Annotated in this window: 25 protein-coding genes; 16 read left to right on the forward strand and 9 right to left on the reverse strand. The window is 65.7% G+C overall.

From position 1 onward, the window contains the following. The first annotated feature begins 117 nt into the window (after nucleotides 1–117). Both METLW4_RS0106050 and tuf read left to right on the forward strand, forming a co-directional pair. Nucleotides 118–2,463: a TonB-dependent receptor gene (locus tag METLW4_RS0106050; RefSeq protein ID WP_026191293.1), complete on the forward strand. Its 2,346-nt coding sequence runs from the start codon at nucleotides 118–120 to the stop codon at nucleotides 2,461–2,463. A 179-nt stretch (nucleotides 2,464–2,642) separates the two neighbouring features. Beyond that, on the forward strand, nucleotides 2,643–3,833 hold the full coding sequence (gene tuf / locus METLW4_RS0106055) for an elongation factor Tu (protein WP_018265311.1): 1,191 nt from the start codon (nucleotides 2,643–2,645) through the stop codon (nucleotides 3,831–3,833). A gap of 92 nt (nucleotides 3,834–3,925) precedes the next feature. Here tuf and METLW4_RS0106060 read toward each other — a convergent pair whose 3' ends face one another. Next, nucleotides 3,926–4,129, reverse strand: coding sequence for a hypothetical protein (locus METLW4_RS0106060; RefSeq protein ID WP_018265312.1), 204 nt, complete (start codon nucleotides 4,127–4,129; stop codon nucleotides 3,926–3,928). A 167-nt stretch (nucleotides 4,130–4,296) separates the two neighbouring features. Between METLW4_RS0106060 and METLW4_RS0106065 the strand changes: the two genes are divergently transcribed. Continuing rightward, entirely contained in the window at nucleotides 4,297–5,073 is a 777-nt protein-coding gene (locus METLW4_RS0106065) for a DUF1499 domain-containing protein (RefSeq protein ID WP_026191294.1), read from the forward strand. A 29-nt stretch (nucleotides 5,074–5,102) separates the two neighbouring features. On the opposite strand, the gene METLW4_RS0106070 is transcribed toward METLW4_RS0106065, so the two are convergent. From METLW4_RS0106070 to METLW4_RS0106090, 5 genes are read right to left on the reverse strand one after another with little or no spacing between them, the layout of a single operon-like run. Continuing rightward, complete coding sequence (locus METLW4_RS0106070) at nucleotides 5,103–6,029, reverse strand: MBL fold metallo-hydrolase (RefSeq protein ID WP_018265314.1); 927 nt, start codon at nucleotides 6,027–6,029, stop codon at nucleotides 5,103–5,105. Next, a complete protein-coding gene (gene dnaE / locus METLW4_RS0106075) occupies nucleotides 6,026–9,436 on the reverse strand; it encodes a DNA polymerase III subunit alpha (protein ID WP_018265315.1) in 3,411 nt (1,136 codons plus the stop codon). The genes METLW4_RS0106070 and dnaE overlap by 4 nt, the downstream gene beginning before the upstream one ends. A 52-nt stretch (nucleotides 9,437–9,488) precedes the next feature. Further along, nucleotides 9,489–10,316: an RNA methyltransferase gene (locus METLW4_RS0106080; protein ID WP_018265316.1), complete on the reverse strand. Its 828-nt coding sequence runs from the start codon at nucleotides 10,314–10,316 to the stop codon at nucleotides 9,489–9,491. Nucleotides 10,317–10,320: 4 nt separating this feature from the next. Then, nucleotides 10,321–10,632: a type II toxin-antitoxin system RelE/ParE family toxin gene (locus METLW4_RS0106085; protein ID WP_018265317.1), complete on the reverse strand. Its 312-nt coding sequence runs from the start codon at nucleotides 10,630–10,632 to the stop codon at nucleotides 10,321–10,323. A gap of 1 nt (nucleotide 10,633) precedes the next feature. After that, on the reverse strand, nucleotides 10,634–10,879 hold the full coding sequence (locus METLW4_RS0106090) for a type II toxin-antitoxin system ParD family antitoxin (RefSeq protein WP_018265318.1): 246 nt from the start codon (nucleotides 10,877–10,879) through the stop codon (nucleotides 10,634–10,636). A gap of 245 nt (nucleotides 10,880–11,124) precedes the next feature. Between METLW4_RS0106090 and METLW4_RS0106100 the strand changes: the two genes are divergently transcribed. Next, the gene (locus tag METLW4_RS0106100) at nucleotides 11,125–12,345 is read left to right on the forward strand and encodes an NADP-dependent isocitrate dehydrogenase (protein ID WP_018265320.1); all 1,221 of its coding nucleotides are present in this window, start codon (nucleotides 11,125–11,127) and stop codon (nucleotides 12,343–12,345) included. An 80-nt stretch (nucleotides 12,346–12,425) separates the two neighbouring features. Continuing rightward, nucleotides 12,426–12,842: an RNA polymerase-binding protein DksA gene (dksA, locus tag METLW4_RS0106105; protein ID WP_018265321.1), complete on the forward strand. Its 417-nt coding sequence runs from the start codon at nucleotides 12,426–12,428 to the stop codon at nucleotides 12,840–12,842. A gap of 73 nt (nucleotides 12,843–12,915) precedes the next feature. On the opposite strand, the gene METLW4_RS28825 is transcribed toward dksA, so the two are convergent. After that, a complete protein-coding gene (locus METLW4_RS28825; RefSeq protein ID WP_018265322.1) occupies nucleotides 12,916–13,815 on the reverse strand; it encodes a flagellar biosynthetic protein FliO in 900 nt (299 codons plus the stop codon). 285 nt (nucleotides 13,816–14,100) lie between these two features. On the opposite strand from METLW4_RS28825, the gene cckA reads away from it, so the two are divergent. The 10 genes from cckA (at nucleotide 14,101) to METLW4_RS0106165 (ending at nucleotide 22,900) form a co-directional block, all read left to right on the forward strand. After that, complete coding sequence (gene cckA / locus METLW4_RS0106115; protein ID WP_026191295.1) at nucleotides 14,101–16,611, forward strand: cell cycle histidine kinase CckA; 2,511 nt, start codon at nucleotides 14,101–14,103, stop codon at nucleotides 16,609–16,611. 44 nt (nucleotides 16,612–16,655) lie between these two features. Next, complete coding sequence (locus METLW4_RS0106120; protein WP_018265324.1) at nucleotides 16,656–16,934, forward strand: type II toxin-antitoxin system RelE/ParE family toxin; 279 nt, start codon at nucleotides 16,656–16,658, stop codon at nucleotides 16,932–16,934. Nucleotides 16,935–16,945: 11 nt separating this feature from the next. Beyond that, nucleotides 16,946–17,236, forward strand: a complete 291-nt coding sequence (locus METLW4_RS0106125; protein WP_018265325.1) for a HigA family addiction module antitoxin — start codon at nucleotides 16,946–16,948, stop codon at nucleotides 17,234–17,236. A gap of 63 nt (nucleotides 17,237–17,299) precedes the next feature. Next, on the forward strand, nucleotides 17,300–17,800 hold the full coding sequence (gene coaD, locus METLW4_RS0106130; RefSeq protein WP_018265326.1) for a pantetheine-phosphate adenylyltransferase: 501 nt from the start codon (nucleotides 17,300–17,302) through the stop codon (nucleotides 17,798–17,800). A gap of 27 nt (nucleotides 17,801–17,827) precedes the next feature. After that, complete coding sequence (locus METLW4_RS0106135; RefSeq protein WP_018265327.1) at nucleotides 17,828–18,379, forward strand: peptidylprolyl isomerase; 552 nt, start codon at nucleotides 17,828–17,830, stop codon at nucleotides 18,377–18,379. Nucleotides 18,380–18,463: 84 nt separating this feature from the next. Next, nucleotides 18,464–18,910, forward strand: a complete 447-nt coding sequence (locus METLW4_RS0106140; protein ID WP_018265328.1) for a peptidylprolyl isomerase — start codon at nucleotides 18,464–18,466, stop codon at nucleotides 18,908–18,910. A gap of 227 nt (nucleotides 18,911–19,137) precedes the next feature. Beyond that, on the forward strand, nucleotides 19,138–20,190 hold the full coding sequence (queA, locus tag METLW4_RS0106150; RefSeq protein WP_018265330.1) for a tRNA preQ1(34) S-adenosylmethionine ribosyltransferase-isomerase QueA: 1,053 nt from the start codon (nucleotides 19,138–19,140) through the stop codon (nucleotides 20,188–20,190). Next, nucleotides 20,187–20,531 (forward strand): hypothetical protein, encoded by a 345-nt coding sequence (locus METLW4_RS0106155; RefSeq protein ID WP_018265331.1) that lies wholly within the window; start codon nucleotides 20,187–20,189, stop codon nucleotides 20,529–20,531. Before queA ends, METLW4_RS0106155 begins: the two co-directional genes overlap by 4 nt. A gap of 13 nt (nucleotides 20,532–20,544) precedes the next feature. Then, entirely contained in the window at nucleotides 20,545–21,675 is a 1,131-nt protein-coding gene (gene tgt, locus METLW4_RS0106160; RefSeq protein WP_018265332.1) for a tRNA guanosine(34) transglycosylase Tgt, read from the forward strand. A gap of 22 nt (nucleotides 21,676–21,697) precedes the next feature. Then, nucleotides 21,698–22,900, forward strand: coding sequence for a DNA methyltransferase (locus tag METLW4_RS0106165; RefSeq protein WP_018265333.1), 1,203 nt, complete (start codon nucleotides 21,698–21,700; stop codon nucleotides 22,898–22,900). A gap of 4 nt (nucleotides 22,901–22,904) precedes the next feature. On the opposite strand, the gene METLW4_RS0106170 is transcribed toward METLW4_RS0106165, so the two are convergent. Continuing rightward, on the reverse strand, nucleotides 22,905–23,402 hold the full coding sequence (locus METLW4_RS0106170; protein WP_018265334.1) for a GNAT family N-acetyltransferase: 498 nt from the start codon (nucleotides 23,400–23,402) through the stop codon (nucleotides 22,905–22,907). A gap of 78 nt (nucleotides 23,403–23,480) precedes the next feature. Here METLW4_RS0106170 and METLW4_RS0106175 point away from each other — a divergent pair, with 78 nt between their 5' ends. Continuing rightward, entirely contained in the window at nucleotides 23,481–24,140 is a 660-nt protein-coding gene (locus METLW4_RS0106175) for a M15 family metallopeptidase (protein WP_018265335.1), read from the forward strand. Here the strand turns inward: METLW4_RS0106175 and METLW4_RS0106180 are convergent, their stop codons facing one another. Further along, nucleotides 24,141–25,823, reverse strand: a complete 1,683-nt coding sequence (locus METLW4_RS0106180) for a cation:proton antiporter domain-containing protein (RefSeq protein WP_018265336.1) — start codon at nucleotides 25,821–25,823, stop codon at nucleotides 24,141–24,143. Nucleotides 25,824–25,850 lie beyond the last annotated feature (27 nt).

A 25,850-nucleotide genomic window follows, 5' to 3' on the forward strand; every position in this document is an offset into this window, starting at 1 on the left:
ACTTCCGCAAACCGAAGGCGGGGCGTTATCCCTGATTCTGCGTTCGTTTTCCCGCGGCGCGCCGCCTTCGACGAGAAAATCGCCCGAGCGGCCGGGCCGTCATGTGGAAGAGAAACGATGCTTGGTTCCCGAATTTCCCTCGTCGCGCTGATGGTGGCCGCGGCGCCTGCGCTGCAGGCGCGCGCCCAGGAGGCGCTGCCCGACATCGACATTATCGCGGCGGCCCCGGAGGCGGGCGCGGGAATCGAGAGGTCGAAGGTCCCGACCAATCCCATCACCACCAAGCGTAGCGATCTCGATCGCGACCGCGCGCTCGTCATCACCGACACGCTGCAGCGCCGCAACGCTTCGGTCTCCATCGTCGATGTCGCGGGCAATCCTTTCCAGCCCGATCTCACCTATCGCGGCTTCACGGCCTCGCCGGTGTCCGGCACGCCGCAGGGTCTCGCCGTCTATCAGGACGGCGTGCGCATCAACGAGGCCTTCGGCGACGTCGTCAATTTCGATCTCATTCCCACGGTCGCCATCGCCAATAGCGAGCTGGTCAGCGGCAATCCGCTGTTCGGCCTCAATGCGCTCGGCGGCGCTCTGACGCTGGAGATGAAGAACGGCTTCACCTGGCAGGGCTATGAGCTGGAGGGACGCGGCGGCTCCTTCGGCCGCCGCTATGGCGCGGCGCAGGTCGGCCAGAAATACGGCGATTTCGCCATCTACTCGGCGTTCGAGGCGCTCGGCGACAGCGGCTGGCGCCAGCGCTCCGGCTCGGAGCTGCTGCGCGGCTATCTCGATCTCGGCTATAAGGGCGACAAGAGCGAGTTCCATCTGAACTATACCGGCGCCACGACGCGCCTCGGCGCCGCCGCGGCGACGCCGGTCGAAATGCTCCAGCGCGACTACAGCTCCGTCTATACGACGCCGCAGAGCTCGACCAATGAGCTGCACTTCCTCAATCTGAAGGGCTCCTACGACGTTTCGAGCGCGCTGAAGCTCAACGGCAACTTCTATTACCGCGACTATCAGCAGGCGCATATCGACGGCAATATCGCCGATATGGAGACCTGCAGCGCCAAAGCCTTCGTCTGCCAGGACAACGACCCCTTCATCGGCAATGTGCCGACCAATGCGCAGCGTCGTCTGATCGGACCCAATGGGGCCTATATTCCGTCCTCGGTGCTCGCCGGGGGCCTGCCGGCGACGATCGATTATTCGCGCACCCATTCGCGCTCCTATGGCGGCGCGATCCAAGGGACCTATGACGAGAAGATCGCCGACTTCAAGAACAAGCTCATCGTCGGCGGCTCCTTCGATCGCCAGTTCACCGACTTCCGCGGCTATTCCGAGCTCGGCATTCTGCAGGGCGATTTCAATGTGACATCGACCGGGCTGCAATATTTCAACTCGGTTCAGGAAGGCGGCTTCCAGCCCTCGTCGGTCTTCGCGCGCAACCTCTATTACGGCGTCTATGCGCTCGACACGCTCGATCTGACCGATAAGCTCACCCTCACCGCCGGCCTGCGCTTCAACAGCGCGGAAATCACGCTCTATGATCGTCTCGGCGTGCGCCTCAACAGCGACAAGAGCTATCAGCGCGTCAATCCGGTCGCGGGCCTCACTTATACTTTCATCCCGGAATTCACGGTCTACGGCAATTATTCGGAGGCCAATCGCGCGCCGACCGCGCTCGAGAACGGCTGTGCCGACGCGAATCATCCCTGCACCATCGACAACTTCCTCGTCGCCGATCCGCCGCTGAAGCAGGTGGTGACGCGCTCGGGCGAGATCGGCTTCCGCGGCTATCACGACATCGGGCCGGATCACGGCCGGCTGGAGTGGAAGGTCGATATCTTCCGCGCCGTGAACAGCGACGACATCATCTCGCTGCCGTCGAATGTGATCCAGGGCAGGGGCTATTTCGCCAATGTCGGCGCCACCCGCCGCCAGGGCCTCGAAGCCGGCGTCGCCTGGCGCAACGACCAGCTGAGCCTCTATGCCGATTATGCGCTGATCGACGCCACCTTCCGCAGCGCCTTCGACGTCGAGTCGGGCAACAATCCCTATGCCGACGCCAATGGCCTCATCCATGTGCGGCCGGGCAATGTGATGCCGGGCGTGCCGCGCCATCGCGTGAAGCTCGGCTTTGATTACTTCATCACGCCCGAGTGGAAGTTCGGCGCCGATTACATCTTCACCAGCGGGGTGCGGCTGCGCGGCGACGAGTCCAATCTCGACAAGCCGCTGCCCTCCTGGGGCGTCGTCAATCTGAAGACCTCCTATAAGGTCACCGAGAATATAGAGGTCTATGCGCTCGCGCAGAACCTCTTCGATCGGCGCTACTATACTTTCGGGACCTATTTCGACAACAGCGGCAATGCGACCGCCTCGGCCGGCGGCTTCACCAATGCGCGCACTTATGTTCCGGGCGCGCCGGTCTCGGTCTATGGCGGCGTCAAGGTCAAGTTCTGAGCGCTAAGGCTCAGACAGAAAAGAGAATATTCTTTATCGAAGGGGGAGGCGGCGATCAGCGGCGCCTCCCCTATCTTGTTTGGGCGGCCCGGCGGAATCGCGAACGCTCTTGAAGAAAAGCGGCAACCGCCTTAAAGGCTCGCGCGCGCGAGACGCGCCGCAACCGGGAACCAGAAAGCATGGCCAAGGAAAAATTCTCACGCACGAAGCCGCATTGCAACATCGGCACGATCGGTCACGTGGACCATGGCAAGACGTCGCTGACGGCGGCGATCACCAAGGTTCTGGCCGAGACGGGCGGCGCGACCTTCACGGCCTATGACCAGATCGACAAGGCCCCGGAAGAGCGCGCGCGCGGCATCACCATCTCGACGGCGCATGTCGAGTATGAGACCGCCAATCGTCACTACGCCCACGTCGACTGCCCCGGCCACGCCGATTATGTGAAGAACATGATCACCGGCGCCGCGCAGATGGACGGCGCCATCCTCGTCGTCTCCGCCGCCGATGGCCCGATGCCGCAGACCCGTGAGCACATCCTGCTCGCCCGTCAGGTCGGCGTGCCGGCGCTGGTCGTGTTCCTGAACAAGGTCGACATGGTCGACGATCCCGAGCTGCTCGAGCTCGTCGAGCTCGAGGTTCGCGAGCTTCTGTCGAAATACGAGTTCCCCGGCGACGATATTCCGATCACCAAGGGCTCGGCCCTGGCGGCGCTCGAGAATAAGACGCCCGAGATCGGTCATGACGCGATCCTGAAGCTGATGCAGACGGTCGACGAATATATCCCGCAGCCGGAGCGCCCGAAGGATCAGCCCTTCCTGATGCCGGTCGAGGACGTGTTCTCGATTTCCGGCCGCGGCACGGTGGTGACGGGCCGCGTGGAGCGCGGCATCGTCAAGGTCGGCGAGGAAGTCGAGATCGTCGGCATTCGCCCGACGGTGAAGACGACCGTGACCGGCGTGGAAATGTTCCGCAAGCTGCTCGATCAGGGCGAGGCGGGCGACAATATCGGCGCGTTGCTGCGCGGCACCAAGCGCGAGGACGTGGAGCGCGGCCAGGTTCTGTCGAAGCCGGGCTCTGTGAAGCCGCACACCAAGTTCAAGGCGGAAGCCTATATTCTGACGAAGGAAGAGGGCGGCCGTCATACGCCGTTCTTCACCAACTATCGTCCGCAGTTCTACTTCCGCACGACGGACGTGACCGGCATCGTGACGCTCCCCGAGGGCGTGGAGATGGTGATGCCGGGCGATAATGTGGCGATGGAGGTGAACCTCATCGTTCCGATCGCCATGGAGGAGAAGCTGCGCTTCGCCATCCGCGAAGGCGGCCGCACCGTCGGCGCCGGCGTCGTCGCTTCGATCATCGAATAAAAAAGCGAGCCTTTAGGGCTCGCTTCGAAAAAAGGGACTGCGAGCCGAGATAGCTCGCGGTCCCAAGTCGGGGAGAAGAGAGTTGCGGGCCGTCAGGCCGCGAGCTGCTCCTCGAGGAGGATCGCCGGCAGGCGCGCATCCTCGGAGGCCTCGGTCTCATCCTGGCTCGGATGCATCACCTCGAGCGCCGCGGCGACAGCCGAAATGCCGATCTCGCGATAGAGGCGGGCGAGCAGATCATGCGGACGGTCGGCAGATTGCGCTTCGCTGAAATCGGTGGCGACGAGCTTCGACATGGCGGCTACTCTCTACTGAATGGTTGAGGGACGCTCGAGGAATGCGTGCATTTGATTTAAAGTCTCCCTTACCCCGGTAAACTATTCGTAAAATCGCGGAGCCCGCCGCGCATCTTCCGCATGCGGCTGTGGATGAGCCGGGCCGCGATCGATGCTATGATCGCCCCATGCTGCGCCATATCCCAGAAGAGCCCGTCTCCAACGCCGCGGTCTGGTGCCGGCGGCTCGCCGTTTTCTCTCTCCCGGTCGCGGCGATCGCCGTGATCCTCGCGCGCGCCAATGCGGTGGAGCCGCAGGCCTCGCTCGCCGTGCTGGGCGGCGCGATCGTGGTGGCGCTCGTCGCGCTGCTGCTGTTTCTCGCCGCTTGCGTCGTCATCTGGCAGGAGGGCCGGCGCGGGCTGGGCGAGGCGCTCGGCGGCGCCTTTCTCGCGGCGGCGACGCTCGGCTATCCGGCCTATCTTGCCGTCCAGGCCGTGCGCCTGCCCGTGCTCTCGGACGTCTCGACCGACACGGCCGATCCGCCGCGCTTCTCCACCTCGCGCGCGGCGGTGGCGGCGCGCGCCGGCTTCACGCCCGCCGGCTTCGACGCCGACACTGCGGAGCGGCAGAGGGACGGCTATCCCGACATTGAGCCGATCGTCGTCGATCTCGAGCCGGACGAGGCCTATCAGCTGGTGCTGGAGACGGCGCAGAGCCGCGGCTGGCGCGTCATCGACCAGCGCCCGCCCGGCGGCCGCTCCGGCGTCGGCCATCTCGATTTTCTCGACCGCACATTGGTGATGGGCTTCGCCGACGACATCGCCGTGCGGCTGCGTCCGCTCGCCGGCCAGACGCGCATAGACGTGCGCTCCGCCTCGCGCTACGGGCGCCATGATTTCGGCGCCAACGCCAAGCGTATCCGGCAATTCGCGGAGGAGCTGCAGGCGGGGCTGAACGAGAAGTGAGCGAGTAGCGAGTAATGGGTAGCGTGGTTCTACTCGCTATTCGCTACTCGCTCCCCTCTGAAATACCGCGCTTCCAATGTCGCCGGACCGTCGCAGCGGGCGAGGCCGCGCTCGATCAAATCTTCGAGATGCGCGAAGACGGAGAGCGCCGCCGCCCTTTGCAGCCGCGCGTCGAAGCCCTCATAGATGCGCGCGACAATGACGGCGATCGTCTCGTCGCCGGCCTCGAGGCGCTCGAGGATGGCGGCCTCGCGTTGCCGACGATGGTGGAGCAGGGCGCGCAAATAGCGCTGCGGCTCCTTCACCGGTCCGCCATGGGCCGGCCAGTAGAGGCGATCGTTGCGCCAGCGCAGCTTTTCCAACGAGGCGAAATATTCGCTCATGGAGCCATCCGGCGGCGCGATGACGGTCGTGGCCCAGCCCATCACATGATCGCCGGTGAAGAGCGTCGCCTCCTCGGCCAGCGCGAAGCAGAGATGATTGGTCGTATGGCCCGGCGTCGCGACGGCTTCGATCGAGAGGCCGCCGAAACTGAGCTGACCGCCATCGGCGAGGAGAAGGTCCGGCGCGTAGCTTTTGTCATGCGAGGCGTCGAGGCCGGGTCCTGTGACCGCGAGATCGGGCGGCGGCGCATAGGGCGCGCAGCCGGCGATGGTCGCGCCAGTCTTCTCCGCCAGAATGCGCGCGGCCGGCGAATGATCGCGATGCGTATGGGTGACGAGCACGTAGCGCAGCCTCTCGCCCGCTACCGCGGCGAGCAGCGCCTCTATGTGCGAAGCATCCGCCGGGCCAGGGTCGATGATCGCCACCTCGCCCTCGCCGATGATGTAGCTGCATGTGCCCGTATAGGTGAAGGCGCCGGGATTGGGCGCGACAATGCGGCGCGTCAGCCGCGAAACGCGTTGCAGCGCGCCCGGCGGAGAGTCGAAGGCGGTGAGAAAATCATCTGGGCTCATTGAAAATTGCGTCCCTTCGGAATGGGCTCGCGCGCCTTGGCGCCGCGCGATTGCTCGAGCAGGCGCAGATCGGCGCTCAGATCCTCGATCTTCTGCGCGATCACATGGACGACGCCGGATTCATTCTGCACGCGCCCCGTGACCGACACCAGCCGCGCGCCGATGACCTCGGGACGCTGCCGCTCGAACAGTTTCGGCCAGACGACGATATTGGCGATTCCGGTCTCGTCCTCGATCGTCATGAAGATCACGCCGCTCGCCGAGCCCGGCCTCTGCCGCACCAGCACGAGGCCGGCGACCGTCACGCGCGCGCCCTCGCGCGCGCCTTGGCCCGTTGCCCCTTCCCTCCGCTGCACGGGAGAGGGGAGCGGCCGGCGTTGCGCGGAATCTCGATGAAGCGCGGAGCCTGCTCCCTCTCCCGCTTGCGGGGGAGGGTTGGGGAGAGGGCCGCCGCCGAGCATCGCGCAGGGCGTGATCCCCTTCGCCTGCAGCCGCCCACGCAGAAACGCCATGGGATGCGCCTTCAGTGACAGCGACAAAAAGCGATAATCCTCCACCACCTCCGCCCCGAGCGGCATGGGCGGAAGGTTCGCGTCCTCCTCCTGCGGCGCGAAGGAGAGCGCGCGCAGCAGGGGTAGCTCGTCCTTGTCGCCGGCGCGGTTGAGCGCCTGCACGGCCCAGAGCGCGTCGCGGCGCGGCAGGCCGAGCGAGGCGAAGGCGCCGGCCTCCGCCAAACGCTCAAGCGTCGCCGGCTCGAGCTCGCCGCGCAGCCACAGATCGCGCACGGAATCATAGCCGGCGCCGCGCCGCGCCACGAGGCGCTTCATATCCGTGTCGCGCAGGCCGATGATCTGGCGGAAGCCGAGCCGCACGTCATGCGTGGCGCGAATGTCGCCGGCCATGCAGGCGTGGCGCGAATGCGGCGGCGTCGTCTGCGCGCGCGTCTCCAGCGCGCAATCCCAATCGGAGAAATTCACGTCGACCTCATGCACGCCGACGCCATGCTCCTGCGCATCCCGCACGATCTGCGCCGGCGCATAGAAGCCCATGGGCTGCGAATTCAACAAGGCGCAGCAGAACACGTCCGGGTAGCGGCATTTGAGCCAGGCGGAGGCGTAGACGAGCAGGGCGAAAGAGGCCGCGTGACTCTCGGGGAAGCCATAGGAGCCGAAGCCTTCGATCTGGCTCCAGCAGCGCTCGGCGAAATCGCGGCTATAGCCGCGCGCCTCCATGCCCGCGAGCATTTTGGCGCGGAAGGTTCCGATCGTGCCGACGCGCTTGAAGGTCGCCATGGCGCGGCGCAGACGGTCCGCCTCGTCCGGCGTGAAGCCGCCGGCGACAATGGCGATGCGCATCGCCTGCTCCTGGAACAAGGGCACGCCGAGCGTCTTGCGCAGCACTTGCTCGAGCTCCACCGAGGGAAAGGAGACCTCCTCCTTGCCGATGCGACGGCGGAGATATGGGTGAACCATATCGCCCTGAATAGGGCCGGGGCGCACGATCGCAACCTCGATGACGAGATCGTAGAACTCGCGCGGCCGCAGCCGCGGTAGCATGGACATTTGCGCGCGGCTCTCGACCTGGAAAACGCCGATCGTGTCGGCGCGCGAGATCATGTCATAGACGCCCGCTTCTTCCGGCGGGATCGACGACAGACAATGCGTGACGCCGTAGCGCTCGGCCAGCAAAGCGAGGCCCTTGCGCAGGCAGGTGAGCATTCCGAGCGCCAGCACATCGATCTTCAATATGCGCAGAGCGTCGAGATCGTCCTTGTCCCATTCGATCGTCGTGCGGCCTTCCATGGCGGCGGGCGCGAGCGGGACGATCTCGTCCAGCCGATCGCGCGTGATGACGAAGCCGCCCGTATGCTGCGACAGATGGCGCGGAAAGCCGGTCAGCTCGCGCGTCAGCTCGAGGGCCTTGGCGAGACGCGGCTCGCGCACACCCTCCCCTTTAGGGGGAGGGTCGGCCGGCGATAGCCGGACGGGGTGGGGTTCAACGGCAAAGACTCGGGGTTTCACCCCCTCCCGATCGCCTTCGGCGCTCGACCTCCCCCCTCGAGGGGGAGGTGGGGACGCCTCTCCTTGCACCGTTCCTCCCCACACATTGCCGGAAAGCCGCGAGACGACATCGGCGGAAAGGCCGAAAGCCTTGCCGACCTCGCGAACGGCCGAGCGCGAGCGATAGGAGACGACCGTCGCGGTGAGGCCGGCGCGCTCGCGGCCATAGCGCGCGTAGATATATTGCATCACCTCCTCGCGCCGCTCATGCTCGAAATCGACGTCTATGTCGGGCGGCTCGTTGCGCGCGGCGGAGACGAAGCGCTCGAAGAGGAGATCGTGCTTCGCCGGATCGACCTCGGTGACGCCGAGGCAGAAGCAGACGACGGAATTGGCGGCCGAGCCGCGCCCCTGCGCGAGAATGTCCTTTGCGCGCGCGAAGCGCACAATGTCGTGCACGGTGAGGAAATAGGCCGCGTAGCCGAGCTCGGCGATCAGCTGCAGCTCATGGCGCAGCAGCGCCTCGACCTTTTCGGGAACGCCGTTCGGATAGCGCGTCCGCGCGCCCTCCCGTGCGTAATGTTCGAGCGCCTCCTGCTCGCTGGAAAAGCCTTCGCGCAGCTCGCTCGGATAATTATGCGCGAGCGCGTCGAGGCTGAAGGAGAGGCCTTCCAGAAAGCGCCCCGTCTCCTCGAGCGCCTGCGGCGTTTGGGCGAAAAGCCGCGCCATTTCCGCGCCGCTCTTCAGCGCGCGCTCGGCGTTGGCGGAGAGGAGATAGCCGGCATTGTCGAGCGTCGTCTTCTCGCGCACGCAGGCGAGAACGTCGGCGAGCGGGCGCCGCTCGGGGACATGCATATTCGCCTCGTTCACCGCGATGAGCGGCAGGCCCGTCTCGCGCGAGAGCGCGATGCGGCCGGCCAGCGCCGAGCGCATGTCGACGCCATAGAGCGCGGTCGCCGCCAGCCACAGCCGGCCGCATGCAGCCGCGAGCAGGGCGGGAGGGAGCGCCGCGCCCTCCATCGCGATGAGCTGCTGGCCTTCGGAAAATTCCAGGAGATCGTCGAGGAAGAGGCGGCAAGCACCCTTCTGCGCGCGCATATTGCCGCGCGTCAGCAGCCGGCAGAGACGCCCGTAAGCGGCGCGATCTTTCGGATAGCAGAGAATATCCGGCGTCTCGTCGGCGAAGACGAGACGCGCGCCAATGGCGAGGCGAAAGCCCGGTGCTTCGGCCGCATGCTCGCGCAGATAGGAATGAGCGCGCACGACGCCGGCGAGCGAATTGCGATCGGCCACGCCAATGCCGACATGGCCGAGCGCCATCGCCTGCGCGACCATCTCCTCGGGATGCGAGGCGCCGCGCAGGAAGGAGAAATTGGTCGCAGTCGCGAGCTCGGCGTAGCGGGACATATAGGGATCATATCAGCAACCGATGCGCGCCGCTCCTTCTCCCGCGCGCCGGTCAGCTCTGCTCGTCTTTCTTGCGCCGCCCCGCCTTCTTCGGCTCGCGCCGCGGGCCTTCCACCAGCCGCACCACCACGCCCCAGAGCGTGCGCACATCCTGCTCGGTCATGTTCATGCGGTGGAACATGTTGCGCAGATTGCGCGACATCACCGGCTTCTTCGTCTCTGGCCGGAAAAACTGCCGCTCGTCGAGATGCTTCTCCAAATAGTCGAAGAAGGCGAGCGTCATCTCGCGGGTGGCGGGAGGCGAGCGCTCGACGACGTCGAAGGGCAGCGTCTCGCCATGGGCGTAGCGGAACCATTCATAGCCGGTGAGCAGCACAGCCTGCGCCAGATTGAGCGAGGCATAGGCGGGATTGACCGGAAAGGTGAGGATCGAATCGGCGAGCGCGACATCGTCATTGTCGAGGCCAGTGCGCTCCGGGCCGAACATCACGCCATGGCGCTCGCCCGATTTGATGCGCAGGACGGTATCGGACATCGCCGTTGCGGGCGTCACCACGGGCTTCACTTGTCCACGCCCGCGCGCCGTCGCCGCATAGACGAAGGAGAGATCGGCGATCGCCTCGCGCACGCTCTCATAGAGCTTGGCCGAATCGAGCAGATGTGCGGCCCCGGCGGCGGCGGCGTAAGAGGCCTCGCGATAGACAGGATCGCGCGTCGGCCAACCCTCGCGCGGCGCGACGAGCCGCAGATCGGAGAGCCCGAAATTGGCCATGGCGCGCGCGCACATGCCGATATTGACCGCGAGCTGCGGCCGCACGAGCACAATGGTCGGCCCGCCCTCGAGACTCTGCTTGGTGTGGTCGGTTCCGGCGCCGGTCACGGGATCAATGCTCGGTCTCGCCCATCACGGCGTCGGCGTCCCGCCGTGAGTGCACGATGTCGATGATATCGAGCCTGTCGTCGCTATAGCGCATAAAGATCACGAAACCTCTGAAAGGAAAGCTGCGCAGGCCGGGCGCGAGATCGTCGCGAGGCCTGCCGAGAATGGCGGGCAGTTCCGCGAGCTTCACGCATTTGTCCCGAATGCGCCGCACGATCGGCGAAGCGAGCGCTTCCGCACCCATTTCGATTGTCAGATATTCGAGAAGATCGCCGAGGCTTCGTCGCGCCGCGCTCGAATAGACGAGTCGGCGCAAATCAATATCCTCGCGCTTTCAGTTCCTGGGCTCTCTTATCGAGATAAGCGGCCACCTCTTCGTCGCTGTGCTCGCCCCCTTCGGCGAGCGACGCCTCTATCGTCTCGCGCAGCGCCTTTAGTTTTGCTTCGCGCTCCTCGACGAGGCGCAGGCCCTCGCGCATCACCTCGGTCGCCGAAGCGTAGCGGCCCTGCTTGACGAGGGAATCGATGAACTCTTCCCAGTGCTTGCCGACGGATACGTTCATGGGCGCCTCCTCGGGGCTTTATAGCACGATATGCGCATATCGTGCTATTGGAAGCGCCGGTCGAATTTCTCTCGGCGAGCGCGCCGTGAGCGTCGGCGCCTGAACATTCGGCAGCCGTCGATCAAAATCGCCTTTCAGAAAAGCGCGAACGCGACTGCGCGACGCAGATTTGCCTATGGCGCCTGCTTTGCCTTGCGGCAGGCGCGCGCTATAAGGCCGGCGGCTCACGCGGGGAGAGGCATTTCATGAGCAAGATCAAGGTCGCGAATCCGGTCGTCGAGCTCGACGGCGACGAGATGACTCGGATCATCTGGGCCTATATCAAGGACAAGCTCATCCATCCTTACCTCGATCTCGAGCTGCTCTATTACGATCTCTCCATTCAGAACCGCGACGCCACCAATGATCAGGTGACGATCGACGCCGCCGAGGCGATCAAGACTCATGGCGTCGGCGTCAAATGCGCCACCATCACGCCGGACGAAGCCCGCGTGCAGGAATTCGGCCTGAAGGAGATGTGGAAGTCGCCCAATGGCACGATCCGCAATATTCTGGGCGGCGTCATCTTCCGCGAGCCGATCATCGCCAAGAACGTCCCGCGCCTCGTGCCCGGCTGGACGCAGCCGATCGTCATCGGCCGCCACGCCTTCGGCGATCAATATCGCGCCGTCGATTTCCGCACGCCCGGCAAGGGCCGGCTGACGATGAAATTCGAGGGCGACGATGGGACGGTGATCGAGAAGGAAGTGTTCCGCTTCCCCGGCGCCGGCGTCGCAATGGCGATGTACAATCTCGACGAGTCGATCCGCGAGTTCGCGCGCGCCTCGATGAACTACGCGCTGAACCGCAAATTCCCGCTCTATCTCTCGACCAAGAACACGATTTTGAAAGCCTATGACGGGCGCTTCAAGGATTTGTTCCAGGAAGTCTTCGACGCCGAGTTCAAGGCGCAGTTCCAGGCGCAGGGCCTCACCTATGAGCATCGCCTCATCGACGATATGGTCGCCTCGGCGCTGAAATGGTCGGGCGGCTATGTGTGGGCCTGCAAGAATTACGACGGCGACGTGCAGTCGGACACGGTGGCGCAGGGCTTTGGCTCGCTCGGCCTGATGACCAGCGTGCTGATGACGCCGGACGGCAAGACCGTCGAGGCGGAGGCCGCGCATGGCACGGTGACGCGCCATTATCGCGAGCATCAGAAGGGTCACGAGACATCGACCAATTCCATCGCCTCCATCTTCGCCTGGACGCGCGCGCTCGCGCATCGCGCCAAGCTCGACGGCAATGAGGCGCTGGCGCGCTTCGCGCTGACGCTCGAGCAGGTCTGCGTCTCCACCGTGGAGCAGGGCTTCATGACCAAGGATCTGGCGCTGCTCGTCGGCCATAATCAGAAATGGCTGTCGACCACCGGCTTCCTCGACAAGATCGATTCCAATCTCGCAGCCGCGCTTTCGCTCGGCAAATGAGCGCGCGACGAAGTGATTGTGCTACCCGAGCGGCGCGGCTATATAGACGCCGCGTTCAGGCTTAGGGAGGATTCGCGGCAATGGCGGTGGATCTAGACGCGAGCTACAGACCGTCCGAGCAAGAAGATTTCATGAACGATCGGCAGCGCGAGTATTTTCGGCGCAAGCTGCTCGCGTGGAAGGACGAGATACTGCAGGAGAGCCGCGATACGCTCGCCACTCTGCAGAGCGAGAACGAGAACCACCCCGACCTCGCCGATCGCGCCTCCTCGGAGACCGATCGGGCGATAGAGCTACGTGCGCGCGACCGGCAGCGCAAGCTGATCTCCAAAATCGACTCCGCTCTGGCGCGGCTCGAGGACGGCACTTATGGCTATTGCGAGGAGACGGGCGAGCCGATTTCGCTGAAGCGTCTCGACGCGAGGCCGATCGCCACTCTGTCGATCGAGGCGCAGGAGCGGCATGAGCGCCGTGAGCGCGTCTATCGGGACGACTGACGGCTTCTCTTCTTTTTCGGTCAGCAGCAAAACAAAGCGCCCGCGGAAAATTTCCGCGGGCGCTGTTTTATTTTCAGGGCTTGGATTCCGGCCGGCCCAGCAGACGGGCCATTTCGGCCTCCAGCGAGTCGAGCGGATCGACGGGCGCGGGCGGCGGCGCGGGCTCCTCCGGCGCGGGCGGCGGCGGCGGCTCGACAGCCACGGGCTCCGGCGGCGGCGGCTCGGGCGCAGGCTGATGCGGCGGCTCCTCGGGCGCGTGCGGCGGCGGAGGCGGGACCTCTGCGGCCGGCGGCGGGACCGGCGGCTTGGCCGTGCGCGCCAGGAAGGGCGGCGGAGCCGGCCGTGGCGGGCGCGGCGTCGGGGTGAAGGGCGGGCGCTGCGGCGTGAAGCGCGGCGTTCCGGCGCGGGCGGGAGCCTCGGGCGCAGGCGGCGGAGCGGGCTTGGTGGGCGGCGGGCCGAACAAATCCGGCGGCAGCGGCGCGAGGCCGGGCGGCGGCGCCTGCTCGACCGGCGGCGGCTTGGGAGCTTCGCTCTCCACGGGCGGAGCGGCCGGGCCGAGCGAGGGCGGAAAAGAAGGGGCCGCCGGCGCAGGGGCGGGAGCCGGCGCCTGAGGCGCGGCGCCCGGGCCGAGCGGCCAGCCGGGGCCGGCGGAGGGCGCCTCCTTCTCGCGCGGGCGCTGCTCGCGGGCCTCGACCCGGCTGATCGACGCCTCGACCAAGAGATCATTCGGCCCGCCGATGAGCAGGAGATGCTCGACATTGTCGCGGCGCACGATGACGAGCTGCCGGTCGCCGTCGACATCGAAAGTATCGACGATATCGAGCCGGCGCGGCCGGTTGCGCGGCCCTGGAGCCTTGATGCGTCGTCCGAACAAGAGCCGGTAGATATAGACGAGCAGCAGCGCCGCGAACAGGAACGCGACAATTGCGGCGAGTATCGGCAGGAGCTGCGACTGTGTGATGCTGGACGGCATGAATCGATTTTTCTTTCGTCGTGACGCGGCGCGAGAATGCAGTCTATCAGCGTTGGACGCAAGCGCGCCTCAAAGGTTAAGCAATGGTTAATAGTGCATTCGTCGCGATTCGCGCTTGCGGAAAATGCGCAAGGACATTGCCATGAGCCCCGGCCGGGGCCATTGTTCCGCCTGATTCTGCCTGCGCCGCAGCGTTTGTGGGCGCAGGAGCCCATCCGACGGCGAGACACGGCCCGAGACGCGGCCAATGAGGCGGCCCATGCAACGATTCACGAGACCATTCCCGTGACCGACAGGACGGCGCCGCCCGCCTATGACCGCACCGAACGCCCCGGCAATGTCGGTCTGGTCCTCGCGCTCGCCATCGCCCTGGTGGGCTCGATCGTCGTGGCCTCGCTGCTGCCGGCGCCGGTCGCGCCCAAATTCGCCGTCGGCCTGCTGGCGCTGCTGGCCGTCGCCGGCGTTTTCTGCGCCTTCGCCTATGCCGTTGGATTTTTGCGCTTTCCGGGCCGTTCCGCGCGGCTCGACGTCGCCCGTCAGATCGCCGATTCCTTCTCCGAGGGGCTGCTCGTCACCGAGGGCGACACGCAGATCGTCTACGCCAATGACGCCTATCTCGAGCTGTGCGGCTCGCGCGATCCGGCTGGACTGCTGACCGTCGAGCGTCTGTTCTCGGGGCCGGCGGAAGTGTCGGAGGCGATCTATCGCCTCGCTCAGGCGGCCCGCGCCCGGCGCGCCCATGTCGAGGATGTGCGGCTCGTTCCGCCGCTGACCGGGGACGCCGAGGTCGGCTGGTATCGCATTCGCGTGCGTCCGCTCGAGCGCGACGGCGCGCGCCACACGAATCTGTGGACAGTCGTCGACGCCACCGCCGATCGCCAGCGCCAGGAGAATGTCTTCCAGGAACTCCAGCACGCGATCGACTTCCTCGACCATGCGCCGGCGGGCTTTTTCTCGGCCGGCCCGGACGGGGCGATCTCTTATATGAACAAGACGCTGGCGGGCTGGCTCGGCTACGACCTCACCCAGGTCGGCTCGGGCGGCGTCTCGCTCGCCGATATCGTCGCCAATAATGGCTCGACTCTGCTCACCGCCATCACCGGCGGCTCGGGCGAGGTGCGCACTGCGCAGATCGACCTCGATCTGAAGCGCCGCAACGGCCGCTCTCTGCCGGTGCGGCTGCTGCATCGCGTCGCCTTCGGCCAGGACGGCGCGCCGGGCGCCTCGCGGACCTTGGTGCTCAATCGCACCGCCGGTGAGGAGCCGGAGGAGGATTTGCGCGCCGCCGAGGTGCGTTTCGCGCGCTTCTTCAATTCGACGCCCATGGCCATCGCCGCCATCGATCCCGACGGCAAGGTCACGCGCTCCAACGCCGCCTTCGCCAAGCTGCTGCCGCAGGCTCTGAAGGGCGCCGCCGCTTGGCCGGTGCTGGCCAGCGTCGTCGAGCGCGACCGCACCGCGCTGAAGGAGGCGATCGCCGCCGCTCTGGACAATCGCGGCGACGTGCCGCCCATCGACGCCGCGCTGCAGGAGGAGGATGGACTGCCGACGCGCTCGGCGCGCTTCTTCGTCGCGCCGTCGGAGGACGCCGGCAAAAAGGGCGCGACCATTTACGCGCTCGACACCACCGAGCATCGCAAGCTGCAGGAGGGCTTCGCCCAATCGCAGAAAATGCAGGCGGTCGGCCAGCTCGCCGGCGGTGTCGCGCATGATTTCAACAATATGCTCACCGCCATCATCGGCTATTCGGACCTGCTGCTCGCCAATCACCGGCCGACCGATCCGTCCTTCCAGGACATTATCCAGATCAAGCAGACGGCCAATCGCGCCGCCGGCCTCACCCGCCAGCTGCTCGCCTTCTCGCGCCGCCAGACCTTGCGCCCGCAAGTGCTGCAGCTCGGCGACGTGCTGTCGGAGCTGCAATTGCTCCTGCGCCGTCTCGTCGGCGAGAAGGTCGAGGTCGATCTGAAGCACGGCCGCGATCTGTGGTTCGTGAAGGCCGACATCAATCAATTCGAGCAGGTCATCATCAATCTGGTGGTGAACGCCCGCGACGCCATGCCGGAATCGGGCGGGCGCATCCAGCTGCGCACGCGCAATGTCGCCGCGGGCGAATGCGCCGCCTTCGGCGAGGCTTCGCTGACGCCGGCCGAATATGTGCTGATCGAGGTCGAAGACAATGGCGCCGGCATAGCGCCGGATGTGATGGCCAAGATTTTCGAGCCCTTCTTCACCACCAAGGAGGTCGGCAAAGGCACGGGCCTCGGCCTGTCGATGGTGTTCGGCATCGTCAAGCAGTCGGGCGGCTTCGTTTTCCCGGCCAGCGAGCTCGGACGCGGAACAGTGTTTCGCATCTTCCTGCCGCGCCATGTGCCAGAGGTCGGCGAGGTCGCCGCCAAGCCCGAGGCCGCCAAGCCCGCCGCCGATTACACGGGGCAGGGCACGATCCTGCTGGTGGAGGACGAGGACGCCGTCCGCGCTTTCGCGGCGCGCGCGCTGGGCTCGCGCGGCTATAAGGTGATGGAGGCCGCCTCTGGCCTCGAGGCGCTGGAAGTGGTGGAGCGCGAGGGCCAGCGCATCGACCTCATCGTCTCCGACGTGGTGATGCCGGAGATGGACGGCCCGGCCATGTTCGCCGAATTGCGCAAGCGCGGCGTGACGGCGAAAGTGGTGTTCGTCTCGGGCTACGCGGAGGAGGCTTTCGCCAAGAATTTGCCCGAAGGCGATTTCGGCTTTCTGCCCAAGCCTTTCAGCCTGAAGCAGCTCATCGAGACAGTGAAGGCGAGCCTGGGGTGAGCTGACAAATGTAAATCGATGTTTTACAATGGCGGCTGGGTCGAGTGATCGCGAGCTTTCGGCACAAGGGTCTGAAGCGGCTGTTCGAGCAGGACGATCCAAAGGGCGTCAGCGCTGACCAGCTGCGCAAGATCAAGCAGATCCTCGCTCTGCTGGACATTGCCGAAGTTCCGGCCGACATGGATTTGGCGACTTTTCGGCTGCATGCGCTCAAAGGCGAGCTGCATGGCCTCTGGTCGATCACGGTTCGCGCGAATTGGCGGATCGTTTTTCGTTTGGAAAAGGGAGAGGTCTCAGATGTCGACCTCGTCGACTATCACTGAGCGAGGCTGATATGGCGATGAAAAACCCTCCTCATCCGGGGCAGACCATCGGAGACAGCATCGAGGAAATGGGCGTTTCTGTGAGTGAGGCGGCAAAAGCTCTCGGCGTCACCCGGCAACAGCTGCATAATGTCATAGCCGGGCGATCGGCGATAACGCCCGAGATGGCGTTCCGCCTGGAGGCCGCGCTCGGAAGCACGGCCGATGCTTGGCTTCGTCTGCAGGCGAACCATGACCTCTCACTGGTGCGCGCTAGAGCCGGGTCGATCAAGGTCGAGCGGCTCTTCCCAAAATCCGCATGACGTCAAAAGGTCGATGAGCGCTCACGCCCTGACGACGCCCAGAAAATCGCCTATATCCGCGTCATGACCCGCACCGCCCTCTACACCGGCTCCTTCGATCCGCTGACACTCGGCCATTTGGATGTGATCCGGGCCGGGGCGAGCCTCTGCGACCGGCTCGTCATCGCCATAGGCGCGCATCCGGGCAAGACGCCTCTGATCCCGCTCGATGAGCGCGTCGCGCTCATCGAAGCCGTTTGCGCCGGGCTCGCGGAGGCGGCGTCCTGCCATTTCGAGGTGGTCTCCTTCGCCGGGCTCGCGGTGGAGGCGGCGCGCGAGCGTGGCGCCGGGCTGATCCTGCGCGGATTGCGCGACGGCTCCGATTTCGACTATGAAATGCAGATGGCGGGGATGAATCTCGCCATGGCGCCGGAGATCAGGACCATTTTTCACCCTTCGTCTCCAGCGGTCCGGCACATAACCGCGACGCTCGTGCGGCAGATCGCCTCGCTCGGAGGCGATGTTTCGGCCTTTGTTCCGCCGGAGGCGGCGGAGGCTCTGCGCCGCGCGCTCTCCAGACGCTGACAGAAAACAACGCAAAGGGAGGCTCGATTGCCTATCGATCGCCGCAGCTTCACGCTCGCCGCTCTCGCCGCCGCTTCCACCTGCGCAGCCCGCGCCGAGGACGCGCCCGAGCACACGCTCTATCTCGACACCAAGGACGGCCGCATCGTCATCAAGCTGCGCGCCGACATAGCGCCCAAGCATGTGGCGCAGATCGAGACCTTGGCCAAGCGTCATTTCTATGATGGAATCGTCTTCCACCGCGTCATCGACGGCTTCATGGCCCAGACCGGCGATCCGACCGGCACGGGCATGGGCAAGTCCGACCTGCCGAACATCCCCGCCGAATTCTCCAAGGAGAAATTCGTGCGCGGCACTCTGGGCATGGCGCGCAGCCAGAATCCGGACTCGGCCAATTCGCAATTCTTCATCTGCCTCGCGCCGGCGCGCTATCTCGAGGAGCAATATACGGTGATCGGCGAGGTCGTCTCCGGCATGGATGTCGTCGACAAGATCAAGAAGGGCGACAAGGCCGACAATGGCAAGGTGTCGAGCCCCGACAAGATCATCAAGCTGCGCCTCGCCGGCGACAATAGCTGATCGCGCCTTCTCGCGCTGCGATCCGAGCGCCGCGGCCCTCGGATTGCTTCGCCGGGCGAAAATGTAAAACCGACAGGAGTGAACATGTCCGAAAATCTGAAGCTCGAGACGACGCAGGGCGACGTTTTGATCAAGCTGCGTCCCGATCTCGCGCCCAACCATGTGGCGCATATCAAGAAGCTCGTCTCCGAAGGCTTCTATGACGGGATCGTGTTCCACCGCGTCATCGACGGATTCATGGCGCAGACCGGCTGTCCGCACGGCACCGGCACCGGCGGCTCTAAATATCCCGATCTGAAGCAGGAGTTCAACGCCGAGCCGCATGTGCGCGGCACCTGCTCCATGGCGCGCGCGCAGAACCCGGATTCCGCCAATTCGCAATTCTTCATCTGCTTCGATGACGCCCGCTTCCTCGACAAGAAGTATACGGTGTGGGGCGAGGTGATCTCCGGCATGGAGAATGTCGACAAGATCAAGCGTGGCGAGCCGGTCAAGGACCCGGACAAGATTGTCAAGGCCTCGCTGGCCTGAGTTAGCTGTCTTTGCGAGCGCGCGCTTCCTTCTCCCGCTCGCGGGAGAAGGCGGCCCGGCGCAGCCGGGTCGGATGAGGGCTCTCTCCATCGCCGATCGAATTTCGAGGCGGCGCCGATTGCATTGTCCATGCGGCGGCGCCCTCATCCGACCCTCGCTGACGCGAGGGCCACCTTTTCCCACGAGTGGGAGAAGGAGTCGCGCACGCAGGCTTCGCAAAAACACCCATGCGCGTCGATCTCTTCGATTTCGAGCTTCCGCGAGACCGGATCGCGCTGCGCCCCGCCGAGCCGCGCGACAGCGCGCGTCTGCTCGTCGCGCCGCCGGACGGCGACTTTCTCGACCGCTCTATTCGCGATCTGCCGGACTTCCTCGCGCCCGGCGACGCGCTCGTCGTCAACGACACGCGCGTTATTCATGCGCGCCTTTCCGGCTTTCGCGCGCGCGGCGAAACGCGCGCTCATATCGAGGCGACGCTCATAGAACGCGTCGCTGCCGATCGTTGGCGCGCGCTGGTCAAGCCGGCGAAGAAGCTCGCTCTCGGCGAGACCGTGCGCTTCGGCGCGGATGGCGCGCTCACGGCGACAGCGCTCGAGAAGGGCGAGAATGGCGAGATATTGCTCGGCTTCGCGCTCGCGGGCGCCGCGCTGGACGAAGCCGTGGAGGCCGCCGGCGTCATGCCGCTGCCGCCCTATATCTCCGGCCAACGCGCCGCCGACGCGCGCGACGAGACCGACTATCAAACCCTGTTCGCCGCCAATGCCGGCGCCGTCGCCGCGCCGACCGCGGGCCTGCATTTCACGCCGCGCCTCGTCGAGGAGCTGCAGGCGAAGGGCGTCGCGCTGCATCGCGTGACGCTGCATGTCGGCGCCGGCACCTTTCTTCCGGTGAAGGTCGAGGATACGGCCGAGCATAAGATGCATTCCGAATGGGGCCGCGTCGACGCCGCCACCGCGCGCGCGTTGAACGAGACGCGCGCGCGGGGAGGGCGCATCGTCGCTGTGGGAACGACCGCGTTGCGCGTGCTGGAGAGCGCTGCGCGCGAGGACGGAACGCTCGCGGAATTCGCGAGCGACACGGCGATCTTCATCACGCCCGGCTATCGCTTTCGCGCCGTCGACGCGCTGCTCACCAATTTCCATCTGCCGCGCTCGACCTTGTTCATGCTGATCTGCGCCTTCGCCGGCCTCGAGCGCATGCGCGAGGCCTACGCCCATGCAATCGATCGCGGCTATCGCTTCTATTCCTACGGCGACGCTTGCCTGCTGCTGCGCAAATGAGCGAGCCGGCTTTCCTCGATGTGCGCGTGCTGGCGCTCTGGCGCGACGATCGCACCGAATGTCCTCTGACGCTCGATCTGCGCATAGACGCCGACAGCCGCCGCGTGATCTCGCATTGGGAGACATTCGGCGCCTGCGATCTTTCGGGCGGCAAATGCCGGCCTTTCGTGCTGCGGCGCGACGGCGCTCTGGATTTCGGCGTCGGCGCGGCGGAAGCGTGGCGCACCGATCTGCGCAGCATCGTCATCAAGGTCGGCGAGCGCTTCACCATGCATTGGAACGAGCGCGATTTCGGTGTTTATGAGATCGTCAAAGTGGCGTCTCTCGGCGCCAAGAGCTGAGTGAGAGAGACGCATGACCGAGCAATTTTCTTTTCGGCTGCTGGCGAAGGACGGCGCGGCGCGGCGCGGCCTCGTCTCGACGCCGCGCGGCGACATACGCACGCCGGCCTTCATGCCCGTGGGCACGGCGGCGACGGTCAAGGCGATGTTTCCGCAGGATGTGCGCGCGACCGGCGCCGATATCGTGCTCGGCAATGTCTATCATCTGATGCTGCGCCCCGGCGCGGAGCGCGTCGCCGCGCTCGGCGGCCTGCATAAATTCATGAATTGGCCGCATCCGATCCTCACCGATTCCGGCGGCTTTCAAGTGATGTCGCTGTCGAAGCTGCGCAAGCTGAACGAGGAGGGCGTCGCCTTTCAATCGCATATCGACGGCTCGCGCCACATGCTGACGCCCGAGCGCTCGATGGAGATTCAGCGCCTGCTCGACTCCGACATTCACATGCAATTCGACGAATGCGTGCGCCTGCCTTGCACGGATGCGGAGGCCGAGCGCGCCATGCGTCTGTCGCTGCGCTGGGCGGAGCGCTCGCGCAAGGCGTTCGGTGACGCCAGAGGCAAGGCGCTGTTCGGCATCGTGCAGGGCGGCGCCTCGCCGCCGCTGCGCATAGAGAGCGCGAAGGCGCTGGCCGCCATGGATTTCCATGGTCTCGCCATAGGCGGCCTCGCGGTCGGCGAGCCGCAGGATGTGATGCTGGCGATGCTCGACATCGTCATTCCGCATCTGCCGGAGGAGAAGCCGCGTTATCTCATGGGCGTCGGCACGCCGGATGATATCGTGCAATCCGTGCTGCGCGGCGTCGATATGTTCGATTGCGTGATGCCGACGCGCGCCGGGCGCCATGGCCTCGCCTACACGCGCTTCGGCCGCGTAAATCTTCGTAATGCGCGTCATGCCGACGATCCCGCGCCGCTCGACGACGGCGCCGCCTGCGCCTCGGCGCGCGATTATTCCCGCGCCTATCTGCATCATTTGGTGAAGGCGCAAGAAATCCTCGGCATGATGCTGCTGACCGAGATCAATGTCGCCTATTATCAGGAGCTGATGGCGGGCCTGCGCGAGGCGATAGAGCAGGGGCGTCTCGCCGATTTCATTGCGCAGACGAAGGAAGGCTGGGCGCGCGGAGAGGCGAAGGCGCTATAGTCGGCGTGAACAAGGGTGATTCATGCCCCAAGCGCTCGCTCGCAATCTCGCCTGCTCGACCGATACTCTTCAAGCAGAGCTGCTCGCCTTCGACGCTTTCGGCGCGCCGACGCGGCGGATAGAGGAGGAAGGGCTCCTCTATCTCGTCAATGAATTCTGGACCTCGGCGCAGAGGCAGGCGCATTCTCTGCACGAGATCAGCTATCGCGGCTGCTTCAAGCCGCAGCTGCCGGGCTTTTTCATCTCGCGCCTCACCTCGCCGGGAGACGCGGTGCTCGATCCCTTCATGGGCCGCGGCACGACGCCGCTCGAGGCGGCGCTGCAAGGGCGGCGACCCATGGGCGCGGATATCAATCCGCTCTCCATTCTGCTAACGCGCCCGCGCCTGTCGCCGCTGTCGCTCGTGGCCATAGAGAATCGCCTCGCCGAAATCCCTTGGGAGCAAGGCGAGATCGAGCGAAGCGATCTTCTCGTCTTCTATCATCCCGAGACTTTGCGCCGCCTCTGCGCGCTGCGTCGCCATTTGCTCGAGCGCGACACGGATGAGGTCGACGATTGGATTCGCATGGTCGCGATCAATCGCCTGACCGGCCACTCGCCCGGCTTTTTCTCGGTCTATTCGTTGCCGCCGAACCAGGCGGTTTCCATCGAGGCGCAGGCCAAGATCAACGCCAAGCGCGAGCAGACGCCGCCCTTGCGCGACGTGGCGACGCTGATCCTGCGCAAATCGCGCGCGCTGCTCGCCGATGGCGCGCCGCCGCCGCATCCGCCCGCCGTGCTCGCCACCAGCGAAGCCTGGCGCGCGCCCTATGCCGGCGACGCGGAAGTGCGGCTCGTCGTCACCTCGCCGCCCTTTCTGGATGTCGTGCAATATGCGAGCGACAATTGGCTGCGCAATTGGTTCGCCGGCGTCGATACGGATACGGTGCGCATTTCCGCGCATCGCAGCGAGGCGGAATGGGAGCGGATGGTGCGCGCCTGCCTCACGGAATTCGCGCGCATCGTCGCGCCCGGCGGGCATGTCGCCTTCGAGGTCGGCGAGGTGCGCGGCGGAAAGGTCCTGCTGGAGCGGCTCGTCTGGCGCGCGGCGGAGGGCTTGCCTTTCGAACGGCTCTTTGTGCTGGTCAACAGCCAGAGCTTTACCAAGACCAGCAATTGCTGGGGCGTCGGCAATAACGCCAAGGGCACCAACACGAACCGCGTGGTGACGCTGAGGCGGATTTAGCGTCTCAGTCGACCAGCGCGAATGATGGATGATAATCGACAGCGCCGCTCGGGATTGGCGCTGCAAATGGCAGGGCCATGAAAAGTTCCGGCGGACCTCCAACGAAGCGAAGTCCGGCATGGGACCGGAATCCGAAGCGGCCATAATATTTCGGCTCGCCGAAGACGACGCATCCGGCGGCGCCGGCGGCGCGGAGCCGCGCCAGACCGGCGTCGATAAGCGTGGCGCCGACGCCCTGGCGCCGATGCTCTGACAGCACGGCGACCGGTCCGAGGCCGAACCAGCCGACCGTAGTTCCGTCGATCGTGACAGGCGAGATCGCGACATGGCCGACGATGAATCCGGCCTCGGCGATGAGCGAGATGGTCAGAGCGCCGGCCTCGCGCAGCGCGTCGACGAGCTCTCCCTCGCGCCCCTTGCTGAATGGATGGTCTCGGAAGGCGGCGCTGTGAACTTCGCGCACCGCGACGCGATCTGCTGCGCTCTCGTCTCGAATGAGCATGTGCGACGCCTTTGATCGGGCCGGTCCCTAGGCTAATAGTGTCGGCATGCCGCGCCACCGTCAACGCCGAGCCGCCTCATGACCTCCAAAACCACCCGCGATATCGCCGCCGCCGCCGGCGCCTGCGTCGCTTGCGCCGCCGCTGCGGCCACGCTTCCGCCGGGCTTTGTGCGGCTGGCCGATCTCGCGCCGCAGATCGTGCAGGATATGCGCTACGCCGGCGCCGATAATTTCACCGGCCGTCCCGTGCCGGGTTACAAGGCCGCGCAATGCTGGCTGCGCGAGGACGCCGCCAAGGCGCTCATCGCCGTGCAGGGCGAGGCGAAGCGCCAAGGCTTCGAGCTCATTCTCTATGATTGTTACCGCCCGCGTCGCGCCGTCGCCGCTTTCATCGATTGGGCGAAAGGCCCGGACGAGAGCATGAAGGCGCAATATTATCCGCATGAGAACAAGCGCGATCTGTTCGCGCGCGGCTATATCGCCGAAAAATCATCGCATTCCACCGGGCTCGCCGTCGATCTCGGCGTGCTGGGCTGGGATTTCGGCACGCCTTTCGACTATTTCGACGAGCGCTCCTGGACCGCGAACAAGGATGTGAGTGCGCAGGCGCAGGAGCATCGCCGCCGCCTCGAGACGCTGATGCGCATCCATGGCTTTCACAATCTGCCGACCGAATGGTGGCATTTCGCCTTCGCCGGCGCGGGCGAGGCGCCGAGCTATGACGTCGAGATCGAGTAATCAGCCGCTCTTGCCGAGCCGCTCGAACAAATAGCCGAGCATGCCGAGCGAGAGCTCCGTCTCCGGCGAGAACACCCGGCCGATGTTCTGACTCTCCAGCAGCTCGGCCTCCGCCTCGTCGCGCGCGCGCAGCGCCACGTCGACGGCGGGATTGACCCTCCGCGCCGCCGCGATCGTTTTCTGCAGGTCGCAGCTGTCGGGCGTCGTCGAGACGATCAGCGCGCGCGCCCGCGCGATATGGGCCTGCGCCAGAGCGGCGGGCTCGGAGGCGTCGCCGCAGACGGCGGCGATATCTCGTGACCGCAGCGCCTCCACCAATTCGCGATTCTGCTCGATGACGACGAAAGGCGCGCCCCATTCCAGCAGCTTCTCGCCGATGCGGCTCCCGACGCGGCCATAGCCGACCAGCACGATCTGGCCGGCGAGGCGGGAATCGTCGACGTCGGGCGGCAATTCCGCCAGCGGATCGAGCGAGCGCGCTCTTTGTCCGAGCCGCGCGCGGATCGGCTCTATGGACACGAAGACCAGCGAGTTGAGCGCGATGGAGACCAGCGCGCCGGCGAGGATCAGATTGCGGCCGTCTGGCGAGATGAGGCCGAGCGAGACGCCGAGCCCGGCCAGAATGAAAGAGAATTCGCCGATCTGCGCCAGGCTGGCGCCGACGGTCAGCGCCGTGTCCAGCGGATAGCGCAGCGCGAGGGTGAGGCCGACGGCGGCGAGCGTCTTGCCAACCATCACAATGCCGACGACGGCGAGCACGCGCCAAGGCTCCTCGACGAAAGCGCGCGGATCGAAGGCCATGCCGACCGAGACGAAGAACAGGACGGAGAAAGCGTCGCGCAGCGGCAGGGATTCATCGGCGGCGCGATGGCTGAACTCGGATTCGCGCATCATCATGCCGGCGAAAAAAGCGCCCAGCGCGAAGGAGACGTCGAAGAGCTTGGCCGAGCCATAGGCGACGCCGATCGCCGTGGCCACGACGCAGAGCGTGAACAGCTCGCGCGAGCCGACGCCCGCCACCCAGAACAGGAGGCGCGGGAACAGCCAGCGCCCGACCACCAGCATCAAAATGACGAAGGCCGCCACTTTGGCGAGCGTCAGGCCGACGATCGGCCAAAGGTTCGTCTCGCCCGCCATGGCGTCTGGATCGCCGCCGCCGAGCAGGCCGGCGGCCGGCGGCAGCAGCACCAGCAGCAGCACGGTCGCCAAATCCTCGACGACGAGCCAGCCGACGGCGATGCGGCCGTTGATCGTGTCCATCTCGCCGCGCTCCTCCAGCGCGCGCAGCAGCACGACGGTGCTGGCGCAGGAGAGCGAGAGGCCGAAGATCAGCGCCGCGCCGAAATGCCAGCCCCAATAGGTGGCGACGCCGACGCCCAGCGCCGTCGCTATGGCCATTTGCACCACCGCTCCCGGCGCGGCGATGCGGCGGACGGAGAGGAGGTCTTCGAGCGAGAGATGCAGGCCGACGCCGAACATCAGCAGAATAATGCCGATCTCGGCGAGCTGATCGGCGAGGGCGACATCGGCGACGAAGCCGGGCGTCGCCGGGCCGATCGCTATTCCGGCGAAGAGATAGCCGACCAGCGGGGAGAGCCGCAGCTTGGCGGCGATGAGCCCCATGAACAGCGCGAGGCCGAGCGCGGCGGCGAGGGTCGTGATGAGATCGACGCCGTGTTGCATCTTCCCTCCTGAAAAGCGAGACCCTCG

The organism is Methylosinus sp. LW4 (assembly GCF_000379125.1).
In the GTDB taxonomy this organism is placed as follows: Bacteria; Pseudomonadota; Alphaproteobacteria; order Rhizobiales; family Beijerinckiaceae; genus Methylosinus.

Coding starts and splice junctions, on each gene's coding strand:
- METLW4_RS0106070 (WP_018265314.1), bottom strand. CDS start 6,029: ATGAGCCCAGATGATTTTCTCACCGCCTTCGACTCTCCGCCGGGCGCG.
- METLW4_RS0106165 (WP_018265333.1), top strand. CDS start 21,698: ATGCCCCAAGCGCTCGCTCGCAATCTCGCCTGCTCGACCGATACTCTT.
- METLW4_RS28825 (WP_018265322.1), bottom strand. CDS start 13,815: ATGCCGTCCAGCATCACACAGTCGCAGCTCCTGCCGATACTCGCCGCA.
- METLW4_RS0106125 (WP_018265325.1), top strand. CDS start 16,946: ATGGCGATGAAAAACCCTCCTCATCCGGGGCAGACCATCGGAGACAGC.
- dnaE (WP_018265315.1), bottom strand. CDS start 9,436: ATGTCCCGCTACGCCGAGCTCGCGACTGCGACCAATTTCTCCTTCCTG.
- tgt (WP_018265332.1), top strand. CDS start 20,545: ATGACCGAGCAATTTTCTTTTCGGCTGCTGGCGAAGGACGGCGCGGCG.
- METLW4_RS0106140 (WP_018265328.1), top strand. CDS start 18,464: ATGTCCGAAAATCTGAAGCTCGAGACGACGCAGGGCGACGTTTTGATC.
- METLW4_RS0106170 (WP_018265334.1), bottom strand. CDS start 23,402: ATGCTCATTCGAGACGAGAGCGCAGCAGATCGCGTCGCGGTGCGCGAA.
- coaD (WP_018265326.1), top strand. CDS start 17,300: ATGACCCGCACCGCCCTCTACACCGGCTCCTTCGATCCGCTGACACTC.
- METLW4_RS0106090 (WP_018265318.1), bottom strand. CDS start 10,879: ATGAACGTATCCGTCGGCAAGCACTGGGAAGAGTTCATCGATTCCCTC.
- tuf (WP_018265311.1), top strand. CDS start 2,643: ATGGCCAAGGAAAAATTCTCACGCACGAAGCCGCATTGCAACATCGGC.
- METLW4_RS0106050 (WP_026191293.1), top strand. CDS start 118: ATGCTTGGTTCCCGAATTTCCCTCGTCGCGCTGATGGTGGCCGCGGCG.
- dksA (WP_018265321.1), top strand. CDS start 12,426: ATGGCGGTGGATCTAGACGCGAGCTACAGACCGTCCGAGCAAGAAGAT.
- METLW4_RS0106060 (WP_018265312.1), bottom strand. CDS start 4,129: ATGTCGAAGCTCGTCGCCACCGATTTCAGCGAAGCGCAATCTGCCGAC.
- METLW4_RS0106065 (WP_026191294.1), top strand. CDS start 4,297: ATGCTGCGCCATATCCCAGAAGAGCCCGTCTCCAACGCCGCGGTCTGG.
- queA (WP_018265330.1), top strand. CDS start 19,138: ATGCGCGTCGATCTCTTCGATTTCGAGCTTCCGCGAGACCGGATCGCG.
- METLW4_RS0106100 (WP_018265320.1), top strand. CDS start 11,125: ATGAGCAAGATCAAGGTCGCGAATCCGGTCGTCGAGCTCGACGGCGAC.
- METLW4_RS0106155 (WP_018265331.1), top strand. CDS start 20,187: ATGAGCGAGCCGGCTTTCCTCGATGTGCGCGTGCTGGCGCTCTGGCGC.
- METLW4_RS0106180 (WP_018265336.1), bottom strand. CDS start 25,823: ATGCAACACGGCGTCGATCTCATCACGACCCTCGCCGCCGCGCTCGGC.
- METLW4_RS0106175 (WP_018265335.1), top strand. CDS start 23,481: ATGACCTCCAAAACCACCCGCGATATCGCCGCCGCCGCCGGCGCCTGC.